20 protein-coding genes are annotated in these 18,449 nt (G+C 43.0%); 2 read left to right on the top strand and 18 right to left on the bottom strand.

Features of this window, described 5'->3' with window-relative positions:
- Positions 1 to 3 precede the first annotated feature (3 nt).
- The 9 genes from L1070_RS08190 to L1070_RS08230 all read right to left on the bottom strand — a co-directional run bounded on the left by L1070_RS08190 (position 4) and on the right by L1070_RS08230 (position 7,127).
- Positions 4 to 510: a chemotaxis protein CheW gene (locus L1070_RS08190; RefSeq protein ID WP_070986175.1), complete on the bottom strand. Its 507-nt coding sequence runs from the start codon at positions 508 to 510 to the stop codon at positions 4 to 6.
- Positions 510 to 2,585, bottom strand: coding sequence for a chemotaxis protein CheA (locus L1070_RS08195; RefSeq protein WP_237125192.1), 2,076 nt, complete (start codon positions 2,583 to 2,585; stop codon positions 510 to 512). Before L1070_RS08195 ends, L1070_RS08190 begins: the two co-directional genes overlap by 1 nt.
- 17 nt (positions 2,586 to 2,602) lie before the next feature.
- Positions 2,603 to 2,965: a response regulator gene (locus L1070_RS08200; RefSeq protein WP_070986177.1), complete on the bottom strand. Its 363-nt coding sequence runs from the start codon at positions 2,963 to 2,965 to the stop codon at positions 2,603 to 2,605.
- Between the two features lie 9 nt (positions 2,966 to 2,974).
- Positions 2,975 to 3,247, bottom strand: a complete 273-nt coding sequence (locus L1070_RS08205; protein ID WP_237125193.1) for an STAS domain-containing protein — start codon at positions 3,245 to 3,247, stop codon at positions 2,975 to 2,977.
- Between the two features lie 139 nt (positions 3,248 to 3,386).
- Positions 3,387 to 3,989 (bottom strand): SCO family protein, encoded by a 603-nt coding sequence (locus tag L1070_RS08210; protein ID WP_237125194.1) that lies wholly within the window; start codon positions 3,987 to 3,989, stop codon positions 3,387 to 3,389.
- Positions 3,989 to 4,891 carry a heme o synthase gene (cyoE, locus tag L1070_RS08215; protein ID WP_070986180.1) on the bottom strand — a complete coding sequence of 301 codons (903 nt, stop codon included), beginning with the start codon at positions 4,889 to 4,891 and terminating at the stop codon, positions 3,989 to 3,991. Before cyoE ends, L1070_RS08210 begins: the two co-directional genes overlap by 1 nt.
- The gene (locus L1070_RS08220) at positions 4,888 to 5,901 is read right to left on the bottom strand and encodes a COX15/CtaA family protein (RefSeq protein ID WP_237125195.1); all 1,014 of its coding nucleotides are present in this window, start codon (positions 5,899 to 5,901) and stop codon (positions 4,888 to 4,890) included. Before L1070_RS08220 ends, cyoE begins: the two co-directional genes overlap by 4 nt.
- A 9-nt stretch (positions 5,902 to 5,910) precedes the next feature.
- Positions 5,911 to 6,411, bottom strand: a complete 501-nt coding sequence (locus L1070_RS08225; RefSeq protein ID WP_237125196.1) for a transmembrane cytochrome oxidase associated protein — start codon at positions 6,409 to 6,411, stop codon at positions 5,911 to 5,913.
- A complete protein-coding gene (locus tag L1070_RS08230) occupies positions 6,408 to 7,127 on the bottom strand; it encodes an SURF1 family protein (protein WP_237125197.1) in 720 nt (239 codons plus the stop codon). The genes L1070_RS08225 and L1070_RS08230 overlap by 4 nt, the downstream gene beginning before the upstream one ends.
- 11 nt (positions 7,128 to 7,138) lie before the next feature.
- Between L1070_RS08230 and L1070_RS20420 the strand changes: the two genes are divergently transcribed.
- The gene (locus L1070_RS20420) at positions 7,139 to 7,441 is read left to right on the top strand and encodes a DUF2909 domain-containing protein (protein ID WP_343221743.1); all 303 of its coding nucleotides are present in this window, start codon (positions 7,139 to 7,141) and stop codon (positions 7,439 to 7,441) included.
- Here the strand turns inward: L1070_RS20420 and L1070_RS08240 are convergent.
- Genes L1070_RS08240 through coxB form a run of 4 tightly spaced genes read right to left on the bottom strand, consistent with a single transcriptional unit; the run spans position 7,347 to position 11,505 of the window.
- Positions 7,347 to 8,222: a cytochrome c oxidase subunit 3 gene (locus L1070_RS08240; protein WP_237125317.1), complete on the bottom strand. Its 876-nt coding sequence runs from the start codon at positions 8,220 to 8,222 to the stop codon at positions 7,347 to 7,349. The two genes, L1070_RS20420 and L1070_RS08240, sit on opposite strands and share 95 nt — an antisense overlap.
- 6 nt (positions 8,223 to 8,228) lie before the next feature.
- Positions 8,229 to 8,780: a cytochrome c oxidase assembly protein gene (locus L1070_RS08245; protein WP_237125198.1), complete on the bottom strand. Its 552-nt coding sequence runs from the start codon at positions 8,778 to 8,780 to the stop codon at positions 8,229 to 8,231.
- Positions 8,780 to 10,363, bottom strand: coding sequence for a cytochrome c oxidase subunit I (gene ctaD / locus L1070_RS08250; RefSeq protein ID WP_070986186.1), 1,584 nt, complete (start codon positions 10,361 to 10,363; stop codon positions 8,780 to 8,782). The genes L1070_RS08245 and ctaD overlap by 1 nt, the downstream gene beginning before the upstream one ends.
- The gene (gene coxB, locus L1070_RS08255) at positions 10,360 to 11,505 is read right to left on the bottom strand and encodes a cytochrome c oxidase subunit II (RefSeq protein WP_237125199.1); all 1,146 of its coding nucleotides are present in this window, start codon (positions 11,503 to 11,505) and stop codon (positions 10,360 to 10,362) included. The genes ctaD and coxB overlap by 4 nt, the downstream gene beginning before the upstream one ends.
- A gap of 626 nt (positions 11,506 to 12,131) precedes the next feature.
- On the opposite strand from coxB, the gene L1070_RS08260 reads away from it, so the two are divergent.
- Complete coding sequence (locus L1070_RS08260; RefSeq protein ID WP_275423264.1) at positions 12,132 to 13,298, top strand: M23 family metallopeptidase; 1,167 nt, start codon at positions 12,132 to 12,134, stop codon at positions 13,296 to 13,298.
- 16 nt (positions 13,299 to 13,314) lie between these two features.
- On the opposite strand, the gene L1070_RS08265 is transcribed toward L1070_RS08260, so the two are convergent.
- The 5 genes from L1070_RS08265 to tgt all read right to left on the bottom strand — a co-directional run bounded on the left by L1070_RS08265 (position 13,315) and on the right by tgt (position 18,284).
- Positions 13,315 to 13,878: a hypothetical protein gene (locus L1070_RS08265; RefSeq protein WP_237125200.1), complete on the bottom strand. Its 564-nt coding sequence runs from the start codon at positions 13,876 to 13,878 to the stop codon at positions 13,315 to 13,317.
- A 63-nt stretch (positions 13,879 to 13,941) separates the two neighbouring features.
- Entirely contained in the window at positions 13,942 to 14,886 is a 945-nt protein-coding gene (gene secF, locus L1070_RS08270) for a protein translocase subunit SecF (protein WP_070986190.1), read from the bottom strand.
- A gap of 11 nt (positions 14,887 to 14,897) precedes the next feature.
- Entirely contained in the window at positions 14,898 to 16,757 is a 1,860-nt protein-coding gene (gene secD, locus L1070_RS08275; RefSeq protein ID WP_070986191.1) for a protein translocase subunit SecD, read from the bottom strand.
- A gap of 32 nt (positions 16,758 to 16,789) precedes the next feature.
- Entirely contained in the window at positions 16,790 to 17,128 is a 339-nt protein-coding gene (gene yajC / locus L1070_RS08280) for a preprotein translocase subunit YajC (RefSeq protein ID WP_237125201.1), read from the bottom strand.
- A 31-nt stretch (positions 17,129 to 17,159) separates the two neighbouring features.
- Positions 17,160 to 18,284 carry a tRNA guanosine(34) transglycosylase Tgt gene (gene tgt, locus L1070_RS08285; protein WP_070986193.1) on the bottom strand — a complete coding sequence of 375 codons (1,125 nt, stop codon included), beginning with the start codon at positions 18,282 to 18,284 and terminating at the stop codon, positions 17,160 to 17,162.
- Between the last annotated feature and the right edge of the window lie 165 nt (positions 18,285 to 18,449).

Consider the following 18,449-nt stretch of genomic DNA (forward strand, 5'->3'; position numbering starts at 1 on the left):
TTCCTAACTTTGCGCTACTTGTTTTGAGTTCAGGTCTAATACTTTTGCTAAGTTAAGCAATACAACCATTTTTTCACCCACATTAACGAGTCCGTGTACGTATTGTCCGTTATCTGAATCTTGAAAATCCGGTACATCTTTTGCTTTTTCCTGCGAAATGCTATACACATCTGACACGGCATCGACTACCAGCCCCATCACCTTTTGTTGCTCCCTTATTTGCACTGAAACAACAATAACTACCGTCAAAGGACCATAGCTAATACTCGGTATTCCGAACCTCAATCTTAAATCTATAATTGGTACGATCGTGCCACGTAAATTTATTGCCCCCTTTACAAAATCAGGGGCATTTGGGATGGCTGTTACATCTTCCCAACCACGAATTTCCTGAACGGCTAAAATATCCAAACCATACTCTTCATCAGCCATCATGAATGTTAAATATTGATTCTCATCTTGCTGTTTTCTCAAGTTTAGCTGATGATTTAAATCCTTTTGCTCACTCATTAAGCCACCTCAGTTCCATGTTGTTCCACTAGCAATTCTTGTGAACCTGGACGCTTTAACCCACTTAGTTTTATCAAGCCAGATATATCAACTATCAATGAAACTCGGCCATCTCCTAATATTGTGGCCCCCGAAATACCATCGACTTTTTGATAATTAGCTTCAAGGCTCTTAATCACAACCTGTTGCTGTGCCAGCAAATCATCTACCAATAAGCCCACTTTGTGATTATCACTTTCCACAACTACCAACAATGTTTTATCAAGCTCTTCAATCGCGCCTTGATGATCAAAGATGTCATATAAACGTAAGATCGGAATATACTCATCTCTGAGCCGAAGCACGTCGAGATCTTTACCTACTCGACTCACTTTACTGATGTCTATTTGTAGCGATTCAACGATCGATATGAGTGGAATGATGTATGTGTGTTGTGCAACTTGGACAAGCTGACCATCTAGGATAGCCAATGTTAGCGGTAAACGAATGGTGAAAGTTGAACCAACACCAGGAGCTGATGACACCTCAACGGAGCCGTTCAAAGCTTGAATGTTTCGCCTGACAACATCCATACCCACACCTCTTCCTGAGATATCGCTCACTTCATCTGCTGTTGAAAAACCTGGCATAAATATCAATTCATTGACTTCATCGCTGCTAAGTTCTTCGTGTGCTTGAATAAGCCCATTATCAATCGCTTTTTGGCGAATTCTCTCGGTGTTCAAACCCTGACCATCATCCATAATTTCGATCACAATATTGCCTCCCTGATGAAACGCATTGAGCGTTACAGTGCCAACTGGGTCTTTTCCTGCCGCTATCCGCCGTTCGGGGATCTCCAAACCATGATCTAAAGAGTTGCGAACTAAATGCACCATGGGATCAGATATTTTCTCCATTACAGTTTTATCTAGCTCGGTTTGCTCTCCAAGTAACTTTAATTCCACCTGCTTGTTTAGCTTTTGAGAAATATCTCTCACTAGACGGGGAAACCGGCTGAATACAAAGCTAATTGGCAGCATCCTGATCCGCATTACATTTTCTTGTAAATCTCGAGTGTTATGCGCCAACTGTGCTAGCCCTTCTTGTAAAGCTGTGATTGTCGACTCAGTGATTTCCTGCTCTCCAATCTGGCTCAACATAGCTTGAGTGATCACTAACTCGCCCACCATGTTGATCAACGAATCAACTTTGTCGATACCGACACGGATCGAATTAGATGTAGAAGAGTCGGTACTCTTTTTATTCTCAACCTTTTTTGCGAGCTCTTTGTTACCCGCAGGTGATACTAGCGCTTGAGTTGCTGTTTTTTGTACTGATAGCGGTTCTTTTTCTTCAGATAGTGCTGCTGCATCTTCAAAAATCCCACCACATATACTTATCGTAATTTCGGCATCATCTTCAACCCACTCAAATATCTCCTCAATGGCGCTTTGTTCTTTATCAGTTGTTAAAAAAAATCGCCAACTTAAAAAACACTCATCAGGATGCAATTGATGAATATCTGGAACGGCATCGTAAAAGGCTTGTGTTTCAATCGCGCCAAGCTCACCAAGCTCACTTATCATAAACAGTGGCTCATTACCCGTTTTAAACAGGTGTGGCTTAGGTTTGAAGTCGATTTGATATGTATTTTTAGCTACTTCTGTGACAGCGTCCGATGAGCCAGTAGGTTCAGCAGTACTTTCCATACCGAGAATCGCTTCAAACTTACCCCGCAGTTCATTTGCTTCTTCGAGATCAGGGGTTTCTTCAGCTTGTAGCGCCCTAAGCAGTGTGCGTAAGCAGTCCACTGATTTGAGTAATAAATTTACATACTCAGTAGTCAACTCACGCTGACCATCACGGATTTGATCTAAAAGGGTTTCAAGTACATGAGTAAAGTCAGAAACAGACGTGAAGCCAAAAGTGCCACTGCCCCCTTTAATAGAATGAGCAGCCCTAAAAATGGTATTGATTGCCTCTTTATCTTCAGTGCCTGGTTCTATATTTACCAGCTCGGACTCCATGGCGTCCAAACCTTCAAAACTCTCTTCAAAAAATACTTCAAAAAACTGGCTCAGATCGATGCTCATAAACCCAGCTCCTCAGATTAGCGAATTACTTTTTTTAACACCGCTAATAACTGCTCGGGATTAAACGGCTTTACTATCCAACCTGTCGCGCCTGCTGCTTTACCCTCTGTTTTTTTATCCAAACCTGATTCAGTAGTCAGCATTAATAAAGGCGTAAATTTATAGTTAGGTAAATTGCGTAGCTCTCTAATCAACGTGATACCATCCATGATCGGCATGTTCACATCTGAGATCACGGCATCAAAGCCCTGTTGTTTTGCAATACTGAGTGCTTCACTACCATCGCGTGCTTCTGTTACATCAAACCCAGCTTTCTTAAGCGTAAAGCCAACCATTTGTCTCATTGATGCTGAATCATCTACTGCCAAAATTTTCTTCATACCAACCCCTTAATTTGTACCATCCAAAGCTAAAAAATCCGTTAAACCAAGTTCTTCCACAGCGTGGGAAAGAGCTTGGCTCTGCCCATACCATATTATCTTGTGGCTGACTGTAAAAAGGTGCTTTTGCAACGAACAAAGCAACTGGATTGATGCTGTATCTATACGGCTTACTTCAGATACATCGACACATACATCCTGATCAGTCTCTAGCTCTTGAAGCAAATGCTGATGCAGCTCTTCGACCTGACTAACAGCTAATTCTGAAGGAAGTTTTAACATGCGTGGACACAGTTCTGATTTAAATACTCATAAATTTAGCTTAGACGTAGATCACAAAAAAGCCATAAAACTTGCGACAAGAAAGACAAATTAATGAAGGTGTTAGGAAAAGTATTCGGTGGCCATACGCCACCATCAATTACTCTGTATATTGCGAAGCAACTATTTTAAAATCCTCAACGATAAGTTCACTATTTATCAATGGGACTTCATTGGGGAGAAACTGTGCTTTAAAAATTGCACTCAGTTCTCCTTTAGGGTTGATCAATGCAACAGAAGCGCTATGGTCAACATAATAGTCATTACTGTCACTGTTATTGATAGCGTAGATTAATCCCAAGTTTCTCACTAATGGAAACAGTTGGGCATGGTCGTTACTCAATGCCTTAAAATGGTCATTAAAATAGTTAATGTAAGCTTTGCGCTTCTGAGCATCATCCCTTTTCGGGTCAACGGAGACAAACCAAACATTGATAGGATAAACGTCCCTTAGTTGCTCATAGACATTGGTTAGTCTTGCCAGTGTCATGGGGCAAATGTCAGGACAGTGAGTATAACCGAGAAAAACTAAGGTCCACTGCCCTAATAAAGCTTGTTCAGTAACCAAGTCATTATTTTGATCATATAACTCAAAGCTCGATAGTGCTTTTGCTTGTTTATAATGAAGCGTATGCTCAGACACCTCGTTCGGTTCTGAGCATGATACCAATAACATTAATAATGCAGCCCACCAGCCCCTCATTACATCCACCATTTATCGATAAATAATGCGACGAATAGTAACAGTAAATAACTGATAGAAAAACGGAAAAGCGCCATAGCGCGTTGCTCACATTGGTGCAAATATAAATTGATGCTTTTGCCGATAAATAACAAATTGAGTACCGCAGCTGACAGCAAATAGATCCACCCTGACATCCCAATCAAATACGGCAGCATACATACTATGGCTAACAATATGCTGTAAGCGATGATACAAAGTTTAGTAAATGCAACACCATGAGTGACTGGCAACATTGGGATGTTAGCTCTTTGGTAATCATTTTTGCGGGCAATCGCTAATGCCCAAAAGTGTGGCGGAGTCCATGTAAAAATTATCATCACTAATAGCCATGGCGGTGCACTTAAAGTTCCTGTTTCACTCACCCAGCCTAGCAATGGCGGCATCGCTCCAGCAAGCCCACCGATCACAATATTTTGCGGTGTAGCCCGCTTAAGAAATAAGGTATATACCACTGCATATCCAACAAGCGCACCAAGCGTCAATAAAGTGCACAATAGGTTACTCCAAATCAGCAACAATACGCAGCCAATCACAGCAATGACGAAAGCAAATATCAGGGCTGAGCTGATGCTGAGCTGCGAGGTTGCAATTGGGCGATGACGCGTACGAGCCATCTTTTTATCTATTTCTCTATCTACCACATGATTCACTGCAGCTGCAGAAGCTGATAGTAAACCAATCCCCAATAAACTCATGATTTGCGCGAGCCAACCACGCTGCATATCTGGTGCTAACGCAATACCTATCCATGCAGTCAGCACCAGCATAAGCACAACTTTTATCTTACAGATCTCTAGATAATTACTCAGAGTCAGTTTTGAAGCCAAGTGCCACTTTTGAGATAATTCTAATACGGTCATATTGTAGCTCCTTGTTTGGCTGCTAGTAAAAAGCACAATCTAACCATGCTCAGCAGTAGTAACGCAGCCATCACGTTGTGAAATAGAGTGAGAAGTAACGGAAACTGAAGGTGGACTATCAACCCGCCAAGGAAAAGCTGAGCAAAAAGCACACAAGACACTAAAATAACAGCGCTTCTTATCTTAGAGCTTAGTTCTGCTCTATATATTTTCCAACCAACCCAGATAAGGGTCAGCGCTGTGACCATCGCCCAAATACGATGTATAAAGTGGATAGACAATCGCGTTTCAAACGGTAAAACTCCAAATTCGTAATTGCTTTGACCTACCGGTAAATGAAACAAACTTTCGAGTGAGAAAAGTTCGATATTGCTGCATACTGGGAGTCCTGAACAATGCGGCGCAGCATAATTTGCGGCAACCCACCCACCCAGTGCAATCTGGATCACTAACACAACTAGGCCTATAATGGCGAGCAGGAAATGTCCTGTGATGGATGGTGCGGTAACATCAGCTGGCTGATGAACACGCAAATACATCAATACCAACAAGGCTAAAATAGTAAAGCCTCCCAATAAATGACCCATCACAACAAACGGTTGAAGATTCATCGTAACCGTCCACATACCAAGCAAACCTTGAAACAGCACCATCGCCATCAAAAGTAGCGCGTGTTTAAAAGGAACAACTACCTGCTTATGATTTTTATTTGTGCGCTGTCTAAAAGACTCTATACACAATGCAACTATCATCAACCCCAGCAGCGACGCAAAATAACGGTGTACCATTTCAATCCAAGCTTTTTTAGGCTCAACTTGGGCATTTGGAAAATTCTTTTCAACTATGGTCAACTCGTGAGACTCATTGGGCACGGTTAGAAAACCATAGCACCCAGGCCAATCTGGACAGCCTAAACCAGCATTACTTAGGCGCGTATACGCTCCTAATGACACGACCAATAAAGCGAGCGTACATGCCGCCAAAATAAGTAACTTATATCCCTTACTCATGTGTACTCCTTAGCTACTACGCGCATATTTCAACAGTTTCTTTAAGTCTTTTAGTAGACCTTTGTGTTCAAGCCGATTCTTTTCATCGTCTTGAAAATACTGATATTGCAATACCATAAGACCACGATGGTCTATTAAATAAAGATGTGCAGCAGGCAAAGTCTCTGCTAATTGATAGCTTTGATATTGATCTATTGCTGCTACATCTTGACTACGATTGAGTACAGCAAGGCCGACATGTTTTTGATGCTTACCAAGCGCGGTATATAAATTTTGCAGTGCATTCAATTGCTTCTCACATGCTTCTAAACAGGCGTCCGGCGCATTAATAGCAATGGTCCACAATTCATTGTTTTGTACATGCCAACTGGGCACTCGCAATTCTGATTGCAAAAATTGCCCGTGATTCGTTGTATGCTCTGGTAACCACTCCAGCTTAACCGCCGCATAGGCCAGTGCTAAAGGCACGACGCAGCAACCAATAAACACACCTAAAGGTTTTGAGATCATTCATGCGCTCCTTTTTTTATCGCAAAGTAAGCCACCACAGCTGCCGCCACAGCGATTAATAACCACTGTAGTGCATAGGCTTTATGCTTTTCTGGTGGCATAACCACATGTGTGTAATGAGGACTGGCAATAATGGGGTTGTTTGATTGTTGATACGCCACCAGTGGAAAAATTTGTTCATCGGTTTGCTTGGCAAGAAAGCCGATATCTATGTACTGCAGCAACTCTGGCTGTGTGGGGTCCATACTGGCTTCAGATGCAAGGGTAAAACCTGCTAAATTTTCTGACTTTATGAGTACTTTCAACGAGAGCTGGTGCTCTGGCAAAGCAATGCTTGGTGTCTGGCGCTTGCTAAGAGATTGAATAAACCCTAAGTTTACGAGCACTCTCTTTTGGTTATAACCATTTAAAGCAAATAATGCGAGTACATCAAACCCCACTTGACCGTTTAATATTTGGTTATCTAAAAACCACACAAAAGGCGGTAAAAACCGACCGCTTATTGTAGTTAACAGGCCATTGCTTTGCTGTGCAGGTAACGCTAACACTTGCTCTGCCGTTAAGTTAACTTGTTTCTCCTGCTGTACCAGTAAGTGCGCTTTATCTTGCGCTCTTTGCCACTGCCATACTGCCAGAGCTAAGCAAATACATATTACGATTGTGACTAACACCAACGTAATAACTGAACTAGACTTGAGCTTAACTATTTGTTGCATAAGGACTCACTATGCTTATTAAATTTATTATTATTCTTTTACTGCTTTTTATTATTTTTAACTTATTTAGAGCTCTATTTCTGATGCTGAAAAACCCCAGTGATGGCAAGCCGATGTCTTTCTATTTGGGTCGCCGTGTCATATTCTCCGCTATCGCTTTATTGATAATCATCGTCGCAGCTCAATTGGGTGCGATTAGACTTAATCGCACCCCAACGCTTACAACACATATACAAATACAAACAGACACAACCAAACAACATCTACAAAGTGCCAGTACCAAGCTGCAGCCTGAAACGCAAAATGTTGCTTAGCGTCTAAATGTCCTTTAAAAATACGTATCAACACTATCAGTAACAACACGGTTCCTAGCGTAACGTGCATACCATGGAACCCCGTCAACATAAAGAAAGTGTTGCCATAGATGCCAGCTTGTAGGGTCAAATCAAGGTCTTGATAGGCGTGTATATATTCGAGTACTTGCAAGGCTAAGAAGATACAACCTAACAACACAGTAGCACTCAAAAACAGTTTCACTTTGCTACGTTGATCTTTTTCAATGGCAACATGTGCAAAATGAATTGTGACCGATGAGCTAAGTAAAATCAGCGTATTGATAAGTGGTAAACCTTGCCACCCCATAGCCTGAGTGGTCTCTCCTGCAGGAGTTGAAAGCAATGGCCAAACCGCTTCAAAAGCAGGCCAAAGCACTTCATTGGTCATGGCATTATTGCCCTCACCACCTAGCCACGGAACAGACAATACTCGCGCATAAAACAGCGCACCAAAAAACGCACAAAAGAACATCACTTCCGAAAATATAAACCAGCTCATGCCTTGCCTAAATGAGCGGTCCATTTGCTTCGAGTACAAACCAGTCTGCGATTCGTGTATGACGTTTTTAATCCAACCATAAAGCATATAAAAAAGTATACCCAGCCCGGCATACAGCACATACTGACCACTACTGGCTTCACTAGAAAGCTGCATCACGGTTAAGCCCGCCCCCGCAGCAATTAAGAACATTGCCACCGCGCCTATAATCGGCCAATGGCTTTGCTCTGGTACATAATAATTCTCATATTTTTCCATGATGATCTCCTAACCTGCCTGATGCTTAGCCTCTACCGTGGTATGAGCGGTGGATTCGCTAATATCAAATACGGTATACGACAGGGTAAGCTCTTTAATTTCTTCTGGAAGCTCTGTATCAACGTAAAACACTAACGTAAATTCAACTTCCTGATTCGCCTCAAATGCTTGCTGATCGAAACAAAAGCAAGCCATTTTATGTAAGTATTTGGCTGCCTTTCCGGGGCTTACTGAAGGTACAGCCTGCATAACGCGTGCTTGAGAACTCATATTCTTTGCACTAAATTTAACCTCAGCCATTTCTCCTGGCTTGACGTTAACGCTGTACTGATGAGATTTGACCTCAAACGGCGCGCTTTGCTGGCTATGTGTTGTAAAGCTCACATCGACGCTTCTGTTGCTAACCACATTCTGACTTGCATTGGCGACTTCAAGTGATGGCTTGCCGTTGAGTCCTGTTACATCACAAAACACGTCGTATAAAGGCACTAAGGCGAATGCAAAGGCAAACATGCCAATGACCACCAGTGTCAATTTTTTTAACAAGCCACTTTGTGCCATTACTTCACCTCTGGCGGTGTTGAAAACGTGTGGTAAGGTGCAGGTGATGGTACTTCCCACTCTAGACCCTCTGCCCCATCCCAAACTTTATCAGGCACTGACTCACCACCTTTTGCACACTTATAAACCACCAGCACAAATAATAGTTGTGATAAACCAAAGGCAAAGCCACCAATACTGATAATCGCGTTAAAATCCGCAAATTGCAGCGCGTAATCAGGGATCCGTCTCGGCATACCAGCCAAACCCACAAAGTGCATAGGGAAGAACAACACATTGACACTCACCAGAGATAACCAGAAGTGCCACTTTGCCAGCGTGATGTTATACATATGACCTGTCCACTTGGGGAGCCAGTAGTACGCTGCAGCCATAATGGAGAAGATAGCACCAGTAACTAACACGTAGTGAAAGTGTGCCACCACGAAATATGTGTCATGATATTGGAAATCAGCCGGGGTGATAGCCAACATCAGTCCCGAAAAGCCTCCTAGGGTAAATAACACGATAAAGGCAATAGCAAATAGCATCGGTACTTCAAAGCTAATTGATCCGCGCCACATCGTCGCAACCCAGTTAAATACCTTCACACCCGTCGGCACCGAAATTAGCATTGTGGCGTACATAAAGAATAATTCGCCTGCCAGTGGCATCCCTGTGGTGAACATGTGATGCGCCCACACGATGAAAGATAATAGCGCAATGGAGGAAGTGGCATACACCATTGAAGCGTAACCAAATAGCTTCTTACGCGAAAAGGTAGGTATTATGGTCGAAATGATACCAAATGCAGGTAATATCATGATGTATACTTCTGGGTGTCCAAAGAACCAAAATATATGCTGGAACATCACGGGATCACCACCACCTGCCGCATCGAAGAAGCTAGTACCAAAATATTTGTCGGTCAGTACCATCGTCACTGCACCTGCAAGTACCGGCATCACAGCAATCAGCAAGAATGCGGTGATTAACCACGTCCAAACAAACAATGGTAATTTCATCCACGTCATCCCTGGTGCTCTCAGATTCACTATGGTGACGATGACATTGATAGCCCCCATGATGGAACTTATACCCATAATGTGCACCGCGAACACAAACAGGGCGGTATTATCATTACTATAAGTCGTAGATAACGGCGCATAGAAAGTCCACCCAAACGCAGGACCACCACCTTCCATGAATAATGATAACAATAGAATCGCGAACGCAAATGGCAGTATCCAAAAGCTCCAGTTGTTCATTCTAGGTAGCGCCATATCTGGTGCGCCAATCATCATCGGTACCATCCAGTTTGCAAGTCCCGTAAAGGCTGGCATCACCGCACCAAAAACCATGATTAAGCCATGTACAGTCGTCATTTGGTTAAAGAAATGTGGGTCAACTAACTGCAAACCTGGCTGAAAAAGTTCAGCGCGGATCACCATCGCCATAGCCCCACCAATCAGAAACATGGTCAGTGAAAAAATTAAATACAGCGTGCCGATATCTTTGTGGTTTGTTGTGTATAACCAGCGCTTTATACCCTTTGCGCCATGATGTTCGTGATGGCTGTTATGTGACTCTGCTACCGTACTCATTGGCTGGCCTCCTTATTCGCATCTATGCGCGCTTGTACTTCGCTAGGTTGTATTACCTGATCTAAATCGTTCCCCCAGCTGTTACGCTTAAAGGTGACAACACCCGCAATTTCTTTAATTGATAGCTGCTTGGCAAATGCCTGCATTGCCGAGCCTGGTTTACCATGCAAAATGATGTCGATATGATCTTTAACATCACCCATTACGATTGGGCTGTCCTTAAGTTTAGGGAATACACCGGGAAGCCCCATGCCTGTTGGTTGGTGACAAGCAGCACAATACGCCATGTACACTTTTTCACCCGTTTCCATCAACTCTTCTTTACTAAGAGTTTGATCCAACAATGCCGCACTTGCTGCAGCTTCATCTAACTTTTGTTGCTTCGCTTGTTGGAGCCAACTATCAAATTCTTCGGGGGGGCGAGCATCGACTACAACGGGCATAAAACCGTGATCTTTACCGCATAATTCGGCGCATTGCCCGCGATATATACCAGCCTCATTCACTCGCGTCCAAGCTTCATTGATAAACCCAGGATTAGCGTCTTTTTTGACAGCAAAATCAGGCACCCACCAAGAGTGAATGACATCGTCAGAGGTCATTAAAAATCGTACTTTTCTATCTGTGGGAATGATGAGAGGTTTATCTACCTCTAATAGATAGTTTTCGGTTTTCGCTTCTTGGTCATTGATTTGTTCCATTGGCGTGGACAAAATAGAATAAAAATCAACGTCATGGCCCATATATTCATAGTGCCACTTCCATTGTGAACCAGTCACTTTAATGGTCAAATCCGCTTTACTGACATCTTCCATCGCTATCAGTGTTTTTGTTGCCGGAATCGCCATTACAACAAGAATTAGAAAAGGAATCGCAGTCCAAAGAATCTCTACTTTTGTGCTCTCATGGAACTGTGCGGGTTGCGCCCCTTTTGACTTACGGTGATGTATCATCGCCCAAAACATCACAGCAAATACAACCACCCCGATCGCACAGCAGATCAAGAATATGGTCATATGGAGCTGATAAACATTCTGGCTGATATCAGTAACACCCTCACGCATATTAAATGCGCTATTGCCATAGGTGACTAACGGATTAGCAAGCAATAAAGCACTCACTAACGATAGGTATTTGCTCATTTGACGTCTCCTGCGTTATCCATTTGCCGCCTAGGCCAAACGATGAATAACCATTATTATTATTTGGATGACTGTCTAACCATGCGAAATGAATCGCAAGTCAACTACACGACTCTTAAACAATTAGACAATAAATAAACAATTGGCAAGTTTTGTCCGTTTTTCAAATAAATTCTCGGAAGTGATTGATTGCTAGAAGAAGAGCAACTCGTTTAGTTACAAATAATATGCCCGTTAGAGCCTTAAACAACACGCTTAAAGCCCTATTTTTATATAGTTCAACTACCTTGTTAGACCTGTAGTAGACTTTGCGACACTATCAATGAATTTTTTCGTCATATATGAACTTCTGGTCACGATAGATAAATTATTGCCATTTATAGAAATACCTTTTGTACTATATAGTTAGTTAATTCGTATGCGTGTTTTATCCAGCATACTCATTCCTGTCCTTTATTCCGCGCCATTAGCCACTGATGCAACAATCAAGAAAACTAGACCACGGTATCTGTAAACAATTCAGCACAAAAACCAAACAAGCAACAGCTCAAAAATAAAACAATTTATTTACAAATAATATACAATTACAGTATTGTTAAAAAGCAATTGAACAAAAGGGATACAACATGAAAAATACATCAACTTTACTATTATTGAGTGCTCTGAGTGCCTCAGGCACTGTTGTGGCGCAAGGACAAGACAGTCATGTAAATGACTTTAGCTTCAGCGGACCAGAACTTGCTGCACTTCCAACATACTCAATTCAACTCATCGATGAGCAAAGTTTCTTATTTAATAACACGCTACAAAGTTACGATTGGGATAGCTTTTTTCTCAGCTATGCACCTCATCTCGCAGACAAAAAAGAGGTTATCCTGCATTGGGCTGGTTACAGTAGTATTAACCCTAAACTGTTAATAGCCCTGATGGAACAACAAAGCCAGGTGGTCAGTGCACCCACCAAGCAAAACCTAAACGCCCCCTTTGCAACGCTTTCTTCTCGCACTGGGTTTAACAGCCAAATTGAAGACATTGCACTGATGCTGAGTAAGCGCTATTACGCATACCTTGAGCTAAGTGAAAAACTCAATGTACAAGATGCACCTTCAACCAATGCGGCTACCGTTGCACTTATCAGCTTGTTGCAAAAACAACCAAACGGCGTGTCTAAGATCATTGCTCAATATAACCAACTGTTTGACGGTGACTCACTCCAGTTGCACGCTGACTCGCAAGTCAAAACGGCCAAACCATCTAATTTTCAGGCTCAAGCAGCATTCAGCATGCAGTTACCTTGGCCATCTGGCTATGCATGGTACAGTGGTGGGGCACATTCAAACACGGGGTCAGGGTATCCGTATTCTTCGCTCGACTTTAACAACGGCTCAGGTGGTTGGGGCAGTAACACGCCTTGGGTACAAGCCTCTCACGGCGGCACAGTAACCCGCTATTCATCATGTAATATACGAGTTACTCACTCCAGTGGCTATGCAACACAGTACTATCACATGGACAACCTTCAGTATCAAACTGGTGATGTGATCTCCCCCGGAGCTTGGCTGGGTAGATATGCGAGCAATCGCAATCAGGCACTATGTCAAGGTGGCAGCTCAACAGGTCCACACGTACATTTCTCATTGCTGAGCAATGGCCGTTTCATTTCATTGCATAATTGGTATATCAGCGGTTACCGTATTGATGTTGGTAATAGCAATTACGACACTAATTGTTGGAACTTCTACTTTGAAAAGAATGGTTACAAGACCTGCGCTTGGAATCCACTATATAGGTAACTTTAATGCACACTCACTAACTGTAATCTGGTGAGTGTGCCTGTTCCATGGTAATGGTTTGTACGAGAGATAAATGCGCAATCAATTCTACTATACTCTCGCTGGCCAACTGGTATTCTGCTTCCTTTAACCCTTCCTCATTGGCCCATGCTGATAGCATGATAGGCTGCATCAATAAGTCTTTCACGTGATAGCAAATCGCTGACTCAAATTGCGACAACTGTTCATTTTGCTTCAATTGTGAGCGTATCGATTCATACGGCAAAGATTGCAGTGAGTTTGACAGGGGCAAGAGCCTCGCAACATAGTCACTACATTGCGGTTGTTGCTCAACAAATAAAGCCAAGATTGTTTGTGCTTGAAAGCTTAGTGTATCGCTGTGAGCTTTGATAACACTCACATCTGAACCTATTTGTAATGACGTCAATAGCTGCTGAGCCTGCTGCTCAAATGCACTCAGCAAATCCATAAAAGTGTGTAACTGTTGTGATGTGCTATCTCGCTCAACCGTATTGAGTTTCTGCTCACCACAACCAAAAGCTAAAGCGCACAACAACAAGACAATTATCTTTTTATACATAAAATACCCTCGCTTCTACTCATAAAAAAAGCCGCTTGAAGCGGCTTTTTTCACCCAAAGAGGTTAAGGCATTGCGTCGAGATCAGCGCCTTCTTTTTCTACTTCTACTGGTATTAAATCTTCTTTGCTCACGCCCATTGCCACAGCAACCGAGCTGGCAACATAAACTGAAGAATAAGTACCAATAAAAACACCAAACAACAGGGCTGTCGCAAAACCGTGAATAGTCTGGCCACCCCATACAAACAGTGCAATCAATACCAAAATAGTGGTAATTGAAGTCACTAAAGTACGGTTAAGTGTTTGAGTTAGAGAGATATTGATGATCTCTAGAGTATCATCGATACGCACCTTTCTAAAGTTCTCACGAATGCGGTCAGATACCACGATAGTATCATTCAACGAGTACCCTATTACCGCCAAAATTGCCGCTAATATGGTTAAGTCAAATTCTAAGTTAAGTATTGAAAACAGACCCATAGTTAAGATCACATCGTGGAACAAGGCAGCTACAGCACCTATAGCAAAGCGCCATTCAAAGCGAAATGCTACGTAGATTAAGATACAGATCAGCGCTGTAAGCATGGCCAACCCGCCCTGCTCTTTTAGGTCTTCACCCACGCTTGGGCCCACGAATTCAATACGGCGCATTTCAACGCTGCTGTCCGCTTGCTTAAGCGCCGTGATCAACTGATTGCCAATCACCTCTGCTTTAACATCATCACCACGTGGTGCTAGACGAACCAACACTTCTTTACTCGTACCAAACAACTGCACGGAAGCATCCGAAAATCCGTTCTCAGCTAACACATCGCGAATCTTGTTCAGATCAGCCGGTTGTGAAAAACCCACTTCAACGGCCGTACCACCAGTAAAATCTAGACCAAAATTCAACCCTCTAATTGCCATAGAAGCAATCGACGCTACTATCAAAAACGCAGACAGTGCCATCGACAACTTGCGTGCTGACATGAAGCGGATAGTGCCTTTTAACTTTAATAATTGCATTACCCGTCTCCTTAGATTGAAAGCTTATCTATACGCTTACCGCCAATGCATAGGTTGATCACCGCTCGGGTACCAACAATGGCTGTAAACATAGAAGTGATAATACCAATTGCGAGCGTTACGGCGAAACCTGCAATCGGACCGGTGCCCACTGAGAACAGGATAATCGCTGCAATTAGCGTGGTGATATTGGCATCAAAAATCGTACTAAAGGCGCTATCATAACCATGGTGAACCGCTTGCTGTGGGCTGCGTCCATCCAAAAGCTCCTCACGAATACGCTCAAAGATCAGTACGTTAGCATCAACTGCCATACCTACTGTTAATACAATACCCGCAATACCTGGCAATGTTAGCGTCGCACCAGGGATCATTGACATCACCCCAACGATTAATACCAAGTTAGCTGCTAGTGCAAGGTTTGCTACCAGACCAAAGCCTTTGTAATAAATCAACATAAATGCCAGTACAAACGCAAAACCTAACACCACAGCGGTCATACCTGCTTCAATGTTTTCCTGACCTAAGCTTGGGCCAACTGTACGCTCTTCAACAATTTGAATTGGCGCAACCAACGCACCTGCGCGTAGCAATAGACTTAAGTTGTGTGCTTCTGCTGGGTTATCAATGCCAGTGATACGGAATGAGTTATTGAGGCGGGCTTGAATGGTTGCCACGTTAATAACTTCTTCAACTTTGATAGGCGGTAGCGCTTTACCATTGGCGTCTTTTTTACCTGATGGCTTGTATTCGATAAATACCGTTGCCATACGTTTACCAATAGCACGCTTAGTGAACGCATTCATTTTTGCGCCACCTTTACTATCAAGGTTAATACTCACTTGCGGGCGCTGATATTCATCCATACCAGATTGTGCACCTGTGATATGACTACCTTCTAAGATCACACGCTTTTTCAAAACGACTGGATAGCCATCTTTGTGATTGATTACCTCAGTACCTGGCGGTATACGACCCGCAGCGGCTGAACGTACATCCGCATTTTCATCCACTTCGCGGAATTCCAGCGTTGCTGTCGCACCTAAAATCTCTTTGGCACGCGCTGTGTCCTGTACACCCGGAAGCTGAACAATTATACGCTCTGCCCCCTGACGCTGAACATTTGGTTCTGCTACACCGAGTTGGTTGATACGGTTACGAATAATCGTTTCGTTTTGCTTGATTGCGTAATCACGAATTTCTTTAAGCTTTTGGTCACTTAGACTCACATAAAACGCAAGATCATTACTACTGTCATCCACAAAATTGTATAGTGGGTAGCGACTGGTTAAGAAACGCTCCGCCGCATCTTTGTCCTCATCATTACGCATAATCACTTGCAGACGTTCGCTGCCAGCAACACGACGCACTGAACGATAACGTAACTTCTCACCACGTAAATCGCTCTTGAAGTCTTGTTCCATGGTTTCTAACGCATTATCAAGCGCCGTTACCATGTCTACTTCCATGGTAAAGTGCACCCCACCGCTCAAATCCAGACCTAGCTTCATTGGGTTACCACCCAAGTTCTTTAACCACTCTGGCTGCGCTGGGCTCATATTGATTGCTGAGATGTAATCTTCACTTAACGAGCCACGTAGCAAGTCTTGAGCTTTAAGCTGCTGCTCAACGTTTTTAAAACGTACAAGCACTTGGCCATTTTCAAGCACTGATGACTTTACTGTGATGTCGTTCTGAGCAAGTGTGTTGTTAACTTGATCAAGTACGCTGAGGTCGGCACTGGCACCCTTAGTGCCAGATACTTGTATGGCCGGGTCTCGGCCATACAAGTTAGGCGAGGCATATAAAATACCTACCGCCAACACAGCAAGTACCAGCAAGTATTTCCACATTGGATACTTATTTAACACTGGACTATCCCTTTATTTTTATTCTTATTTTCTTATAACGACTTCATCGTACCTTTTGGTAGTACTGCAGATATCGCTGATTTCTGTACTGTCACTTCAGCTTGATCGTTCAAAGCGATAACCACAAAGTCTTTGTCATCGGCAACCTTGGTAATTTTACCAACCAGACCACCTTGAGTAAGTACTTCATCACCCTTGGCCAATGCACCCATTAGATTTTTGTGCTCTTTCACTCGCTTGGCTTGTGGACGGTAAATTAAGAAATAAAATACCAAACCAAAAATACCCAGCATAATCAGCATTTCCATGCCACCACCTGCTGGTGCAGCACCGGCTGTACTTGCATGCGCACTAGAGATAAACAAACTCATAACACTTCCTCTTTAAATTTTATATTCAATTCTATTTTGTTTCGGCCAACGGCGGTACTTCTTGTCCGCGGCGAGCATAAAAATCTTGTACAAAAGCGTCTAACTGACCTTCACTGATAGCATTACGCAGCCCTTCCATAACACGCTGATAATAACGTAGATTATGGATTGTGTTGAGTCGTGCACCTAAAATTTCATTACACTTGTCTAAGTGATGTAAATAGGCTCGAGAATAATTTTCGCACGTATGACAATCACATTCAGGATCCAGCGGACCCGTATCTGTTTTATGGACAGCGTTACGGATTTTAACCACTCCACCGGTAATAAACAAATGGCCATTTCGTGCATTACGTGTTGGCATTACGCAGTCAAACATATCAATACCACGACGAACAGCCTCAACCAAGTCTTCAGGTTTACCAACACCCATCAAATAACGAGGCTTGTCTTCTGGCATTTTATAAGCGCAATGGTCAAGAATACGGATCATGTCTTCTTTTGGCTCGCCCACAGAAAGGCCGCCTAATGCATAACCGTCAAAGCCTATTTCTTCGAGGCCTTTTTGCGATTCTGCACGTAACTCTGGGTACATACCACCTTGGATGATCCCGAATAACGCTGCAGGATTATCGCCATGACCTTCTTTGGAACGCTTAGCCCAGCGAAGTGACAACTCCATTGAATCTCGAGCTTCTTTTTCAGTTGCAGGATAAGGCGTACATTCGTCAAAAATCATCACGATATCTGACCCCAAATCGCACTGAACCTGCATTGCCTTCTCTGGTGATAGCATGATTTTTTCACCGTTTACTGGAGACTTAAACAGCACTCCTTCTTCTGTGATTTTACGCATCGCGCCAAGACTGAATACCTGAAAACCGCCAGAGTCAGTTAAAATAGGCTTATCCCAATTCATAAAATCATGTAGATCACCGTGTTGTTTGATGATCTCAGTGCCAGGACGCAGCATCAGATGGAAAGTGTTACCCAAGCAAATTTGTGCACCAGTGCCCTTTAACTCATCGGGTGTCATGCCTTTTACCGTGCCATAGGTTCCCACAGGCATAAATGCAGGCGTCTCAACAACACCTCTTTCAAAAATCAAGCGACCACGACGGGCTTTACCATCGGTACGATCTAATTCAAATTTCATTGTTACCTCAAAGTCGGAAAAACAGTCCAACTGTTAATAGTTGCTAACAGCAAGTTAGGTTAGCAAACAGGTGAAAAAAACCGCCCAATTCTACCTTGTTTGACAAAGCAATTCTAATTATTGGGTCAAAATTTGTGTTTTAAAGTACACGCCCAATAAAACCCA

The sequence above is a fragment of the Pseudoalteromonas sp. MMG022 genome (genome assembly GCF_021654245.1).
In the GTDB taxonomy this organism is placed as follows: domain Bacteria; phylum Pseudomonadota; class Gammaproteobacteria; order Enterobacterales; family Alteromonadaceae; genus Pseudoalteromonas; species Pseudoalteromonas amylolytica.

Coding starts and splice junctions, on each gene's coding strand:
- L1070_RS08190 (WP_070986175.1), bottom strand. CDS start 510: ATGAGTGAGCAAAAGGATTTAAATCATCAGCTAAACTTGAGAAAACAG.
- L1070_RS08195 (WP_237125192.1), bottom strand. CDS start 2,585: ATGAGCATCGATCTGAGCCAGTTTTTTGAAGTATTTTTTGAAGAGAGT.
- L1070_RS08200 (WP_070986177.1), bottom strand. CDS start 2,965: ATGAAGAAAATTTTGGCAGTAGATGATTCAGCATCAATGAGACAAATG.
- L1070_RS08205 (WP_237125193.1), bottom strand. CDS start 3,247: ATGTTAAAACTTCCTTCAGAATTAGCTGTTAGTCAGGTCGAAGAGCTG.
- L1070_RS08210 (WP_237125194.1), bottom strand. CDS start 3,989: ATGAGGGGCTGGTGGGCTGCATTATTAATGTTATTGGTATCATGCTCA.
- cyoE (WP_070986180.1), bottom strand. CDS start 4,891: ATGACCGTATTAGAATTATCTCAAAAGTGGCACTTGGCTTCAAAACTG.
- L1070_RS08220 (WP_237125195.1), bottom strand. CDS start 5,901: ATGAGTAAGGGATATAAGTTACTTATTTTGGCGGCATGTACGCTCGCT.
- L1070_RS08225 (WP_237125196.1), bottom strand. CDS start 6,411: ATGATCTCAAAACCTTTAGGTGTGTTTATTGGTTGCTGCGTCGTGCCT.
- L1070_RS08230 (WP_237125197.1), bottom strand. CDS start 7,127: ATGCAACAAATAGTTAAGCTCAAGTCTAGTTCAGTTATTACGTTGGTG.
- L1070_RS20420 (WP_343221743.1), top strand. CDS start 7,139: ATGCTTATTAAATTTATTATTATTCTTTTACTGCTTTTTATTATTTTT.
- L1070_RS08245 (WP_237125198.1), bottom strand. CDS start 8,780: ATGGCACAAAGTGGCTTGTTAAAAAAATTGACACTGGTGGTCATTGGC.
- ctaD (WP_070986186.1), bottom strand. CDS start 10,363: ATGAGTACGGTAGCAGAGTCACATAACAGCCATCACGAACATCATGGC.
- coxB (WP_237125199.1), bottom strand. CDS start 11,505: ATGAGCAAATACCTATCGTTAGTGAGTGCTTTATTGCTTGCTAATCCG.
- L1070_RS08260 (WP_275423264.1), top strand. CDS start 12,132: ATGAAAAATACATCAACTTTACTATTATTGAGTGCTCTGAGTGCCTCA.
- L1070_RS08265 (WP_237125200.1), bottom strand. CDS start 13,878: ATGTATAAAAAGATAATTGTCTTGTTGTTGTGCGCTTTAGCTTTTGGT.
- secF (WP_070986190.1), bottom strand. CDS start 14,886: ATGCAATTATTAAAGTTAAAAGGCACTATCCGCTTCATGTCAGCACGC.
- yajC (WP_237125201.1), bottom strand. CDS start 17,128: ATGAGTTTGTTTATCTCTAGTGCGCATGCAAGTACAGCCGGTGCTGCA.
- tgt (WP_070986193.1), bottom strand. CDS start 18,284: ATGAAATTTGAATTAGATCGTACCGATGGTAAAGCCCGTCGTGGTCGC.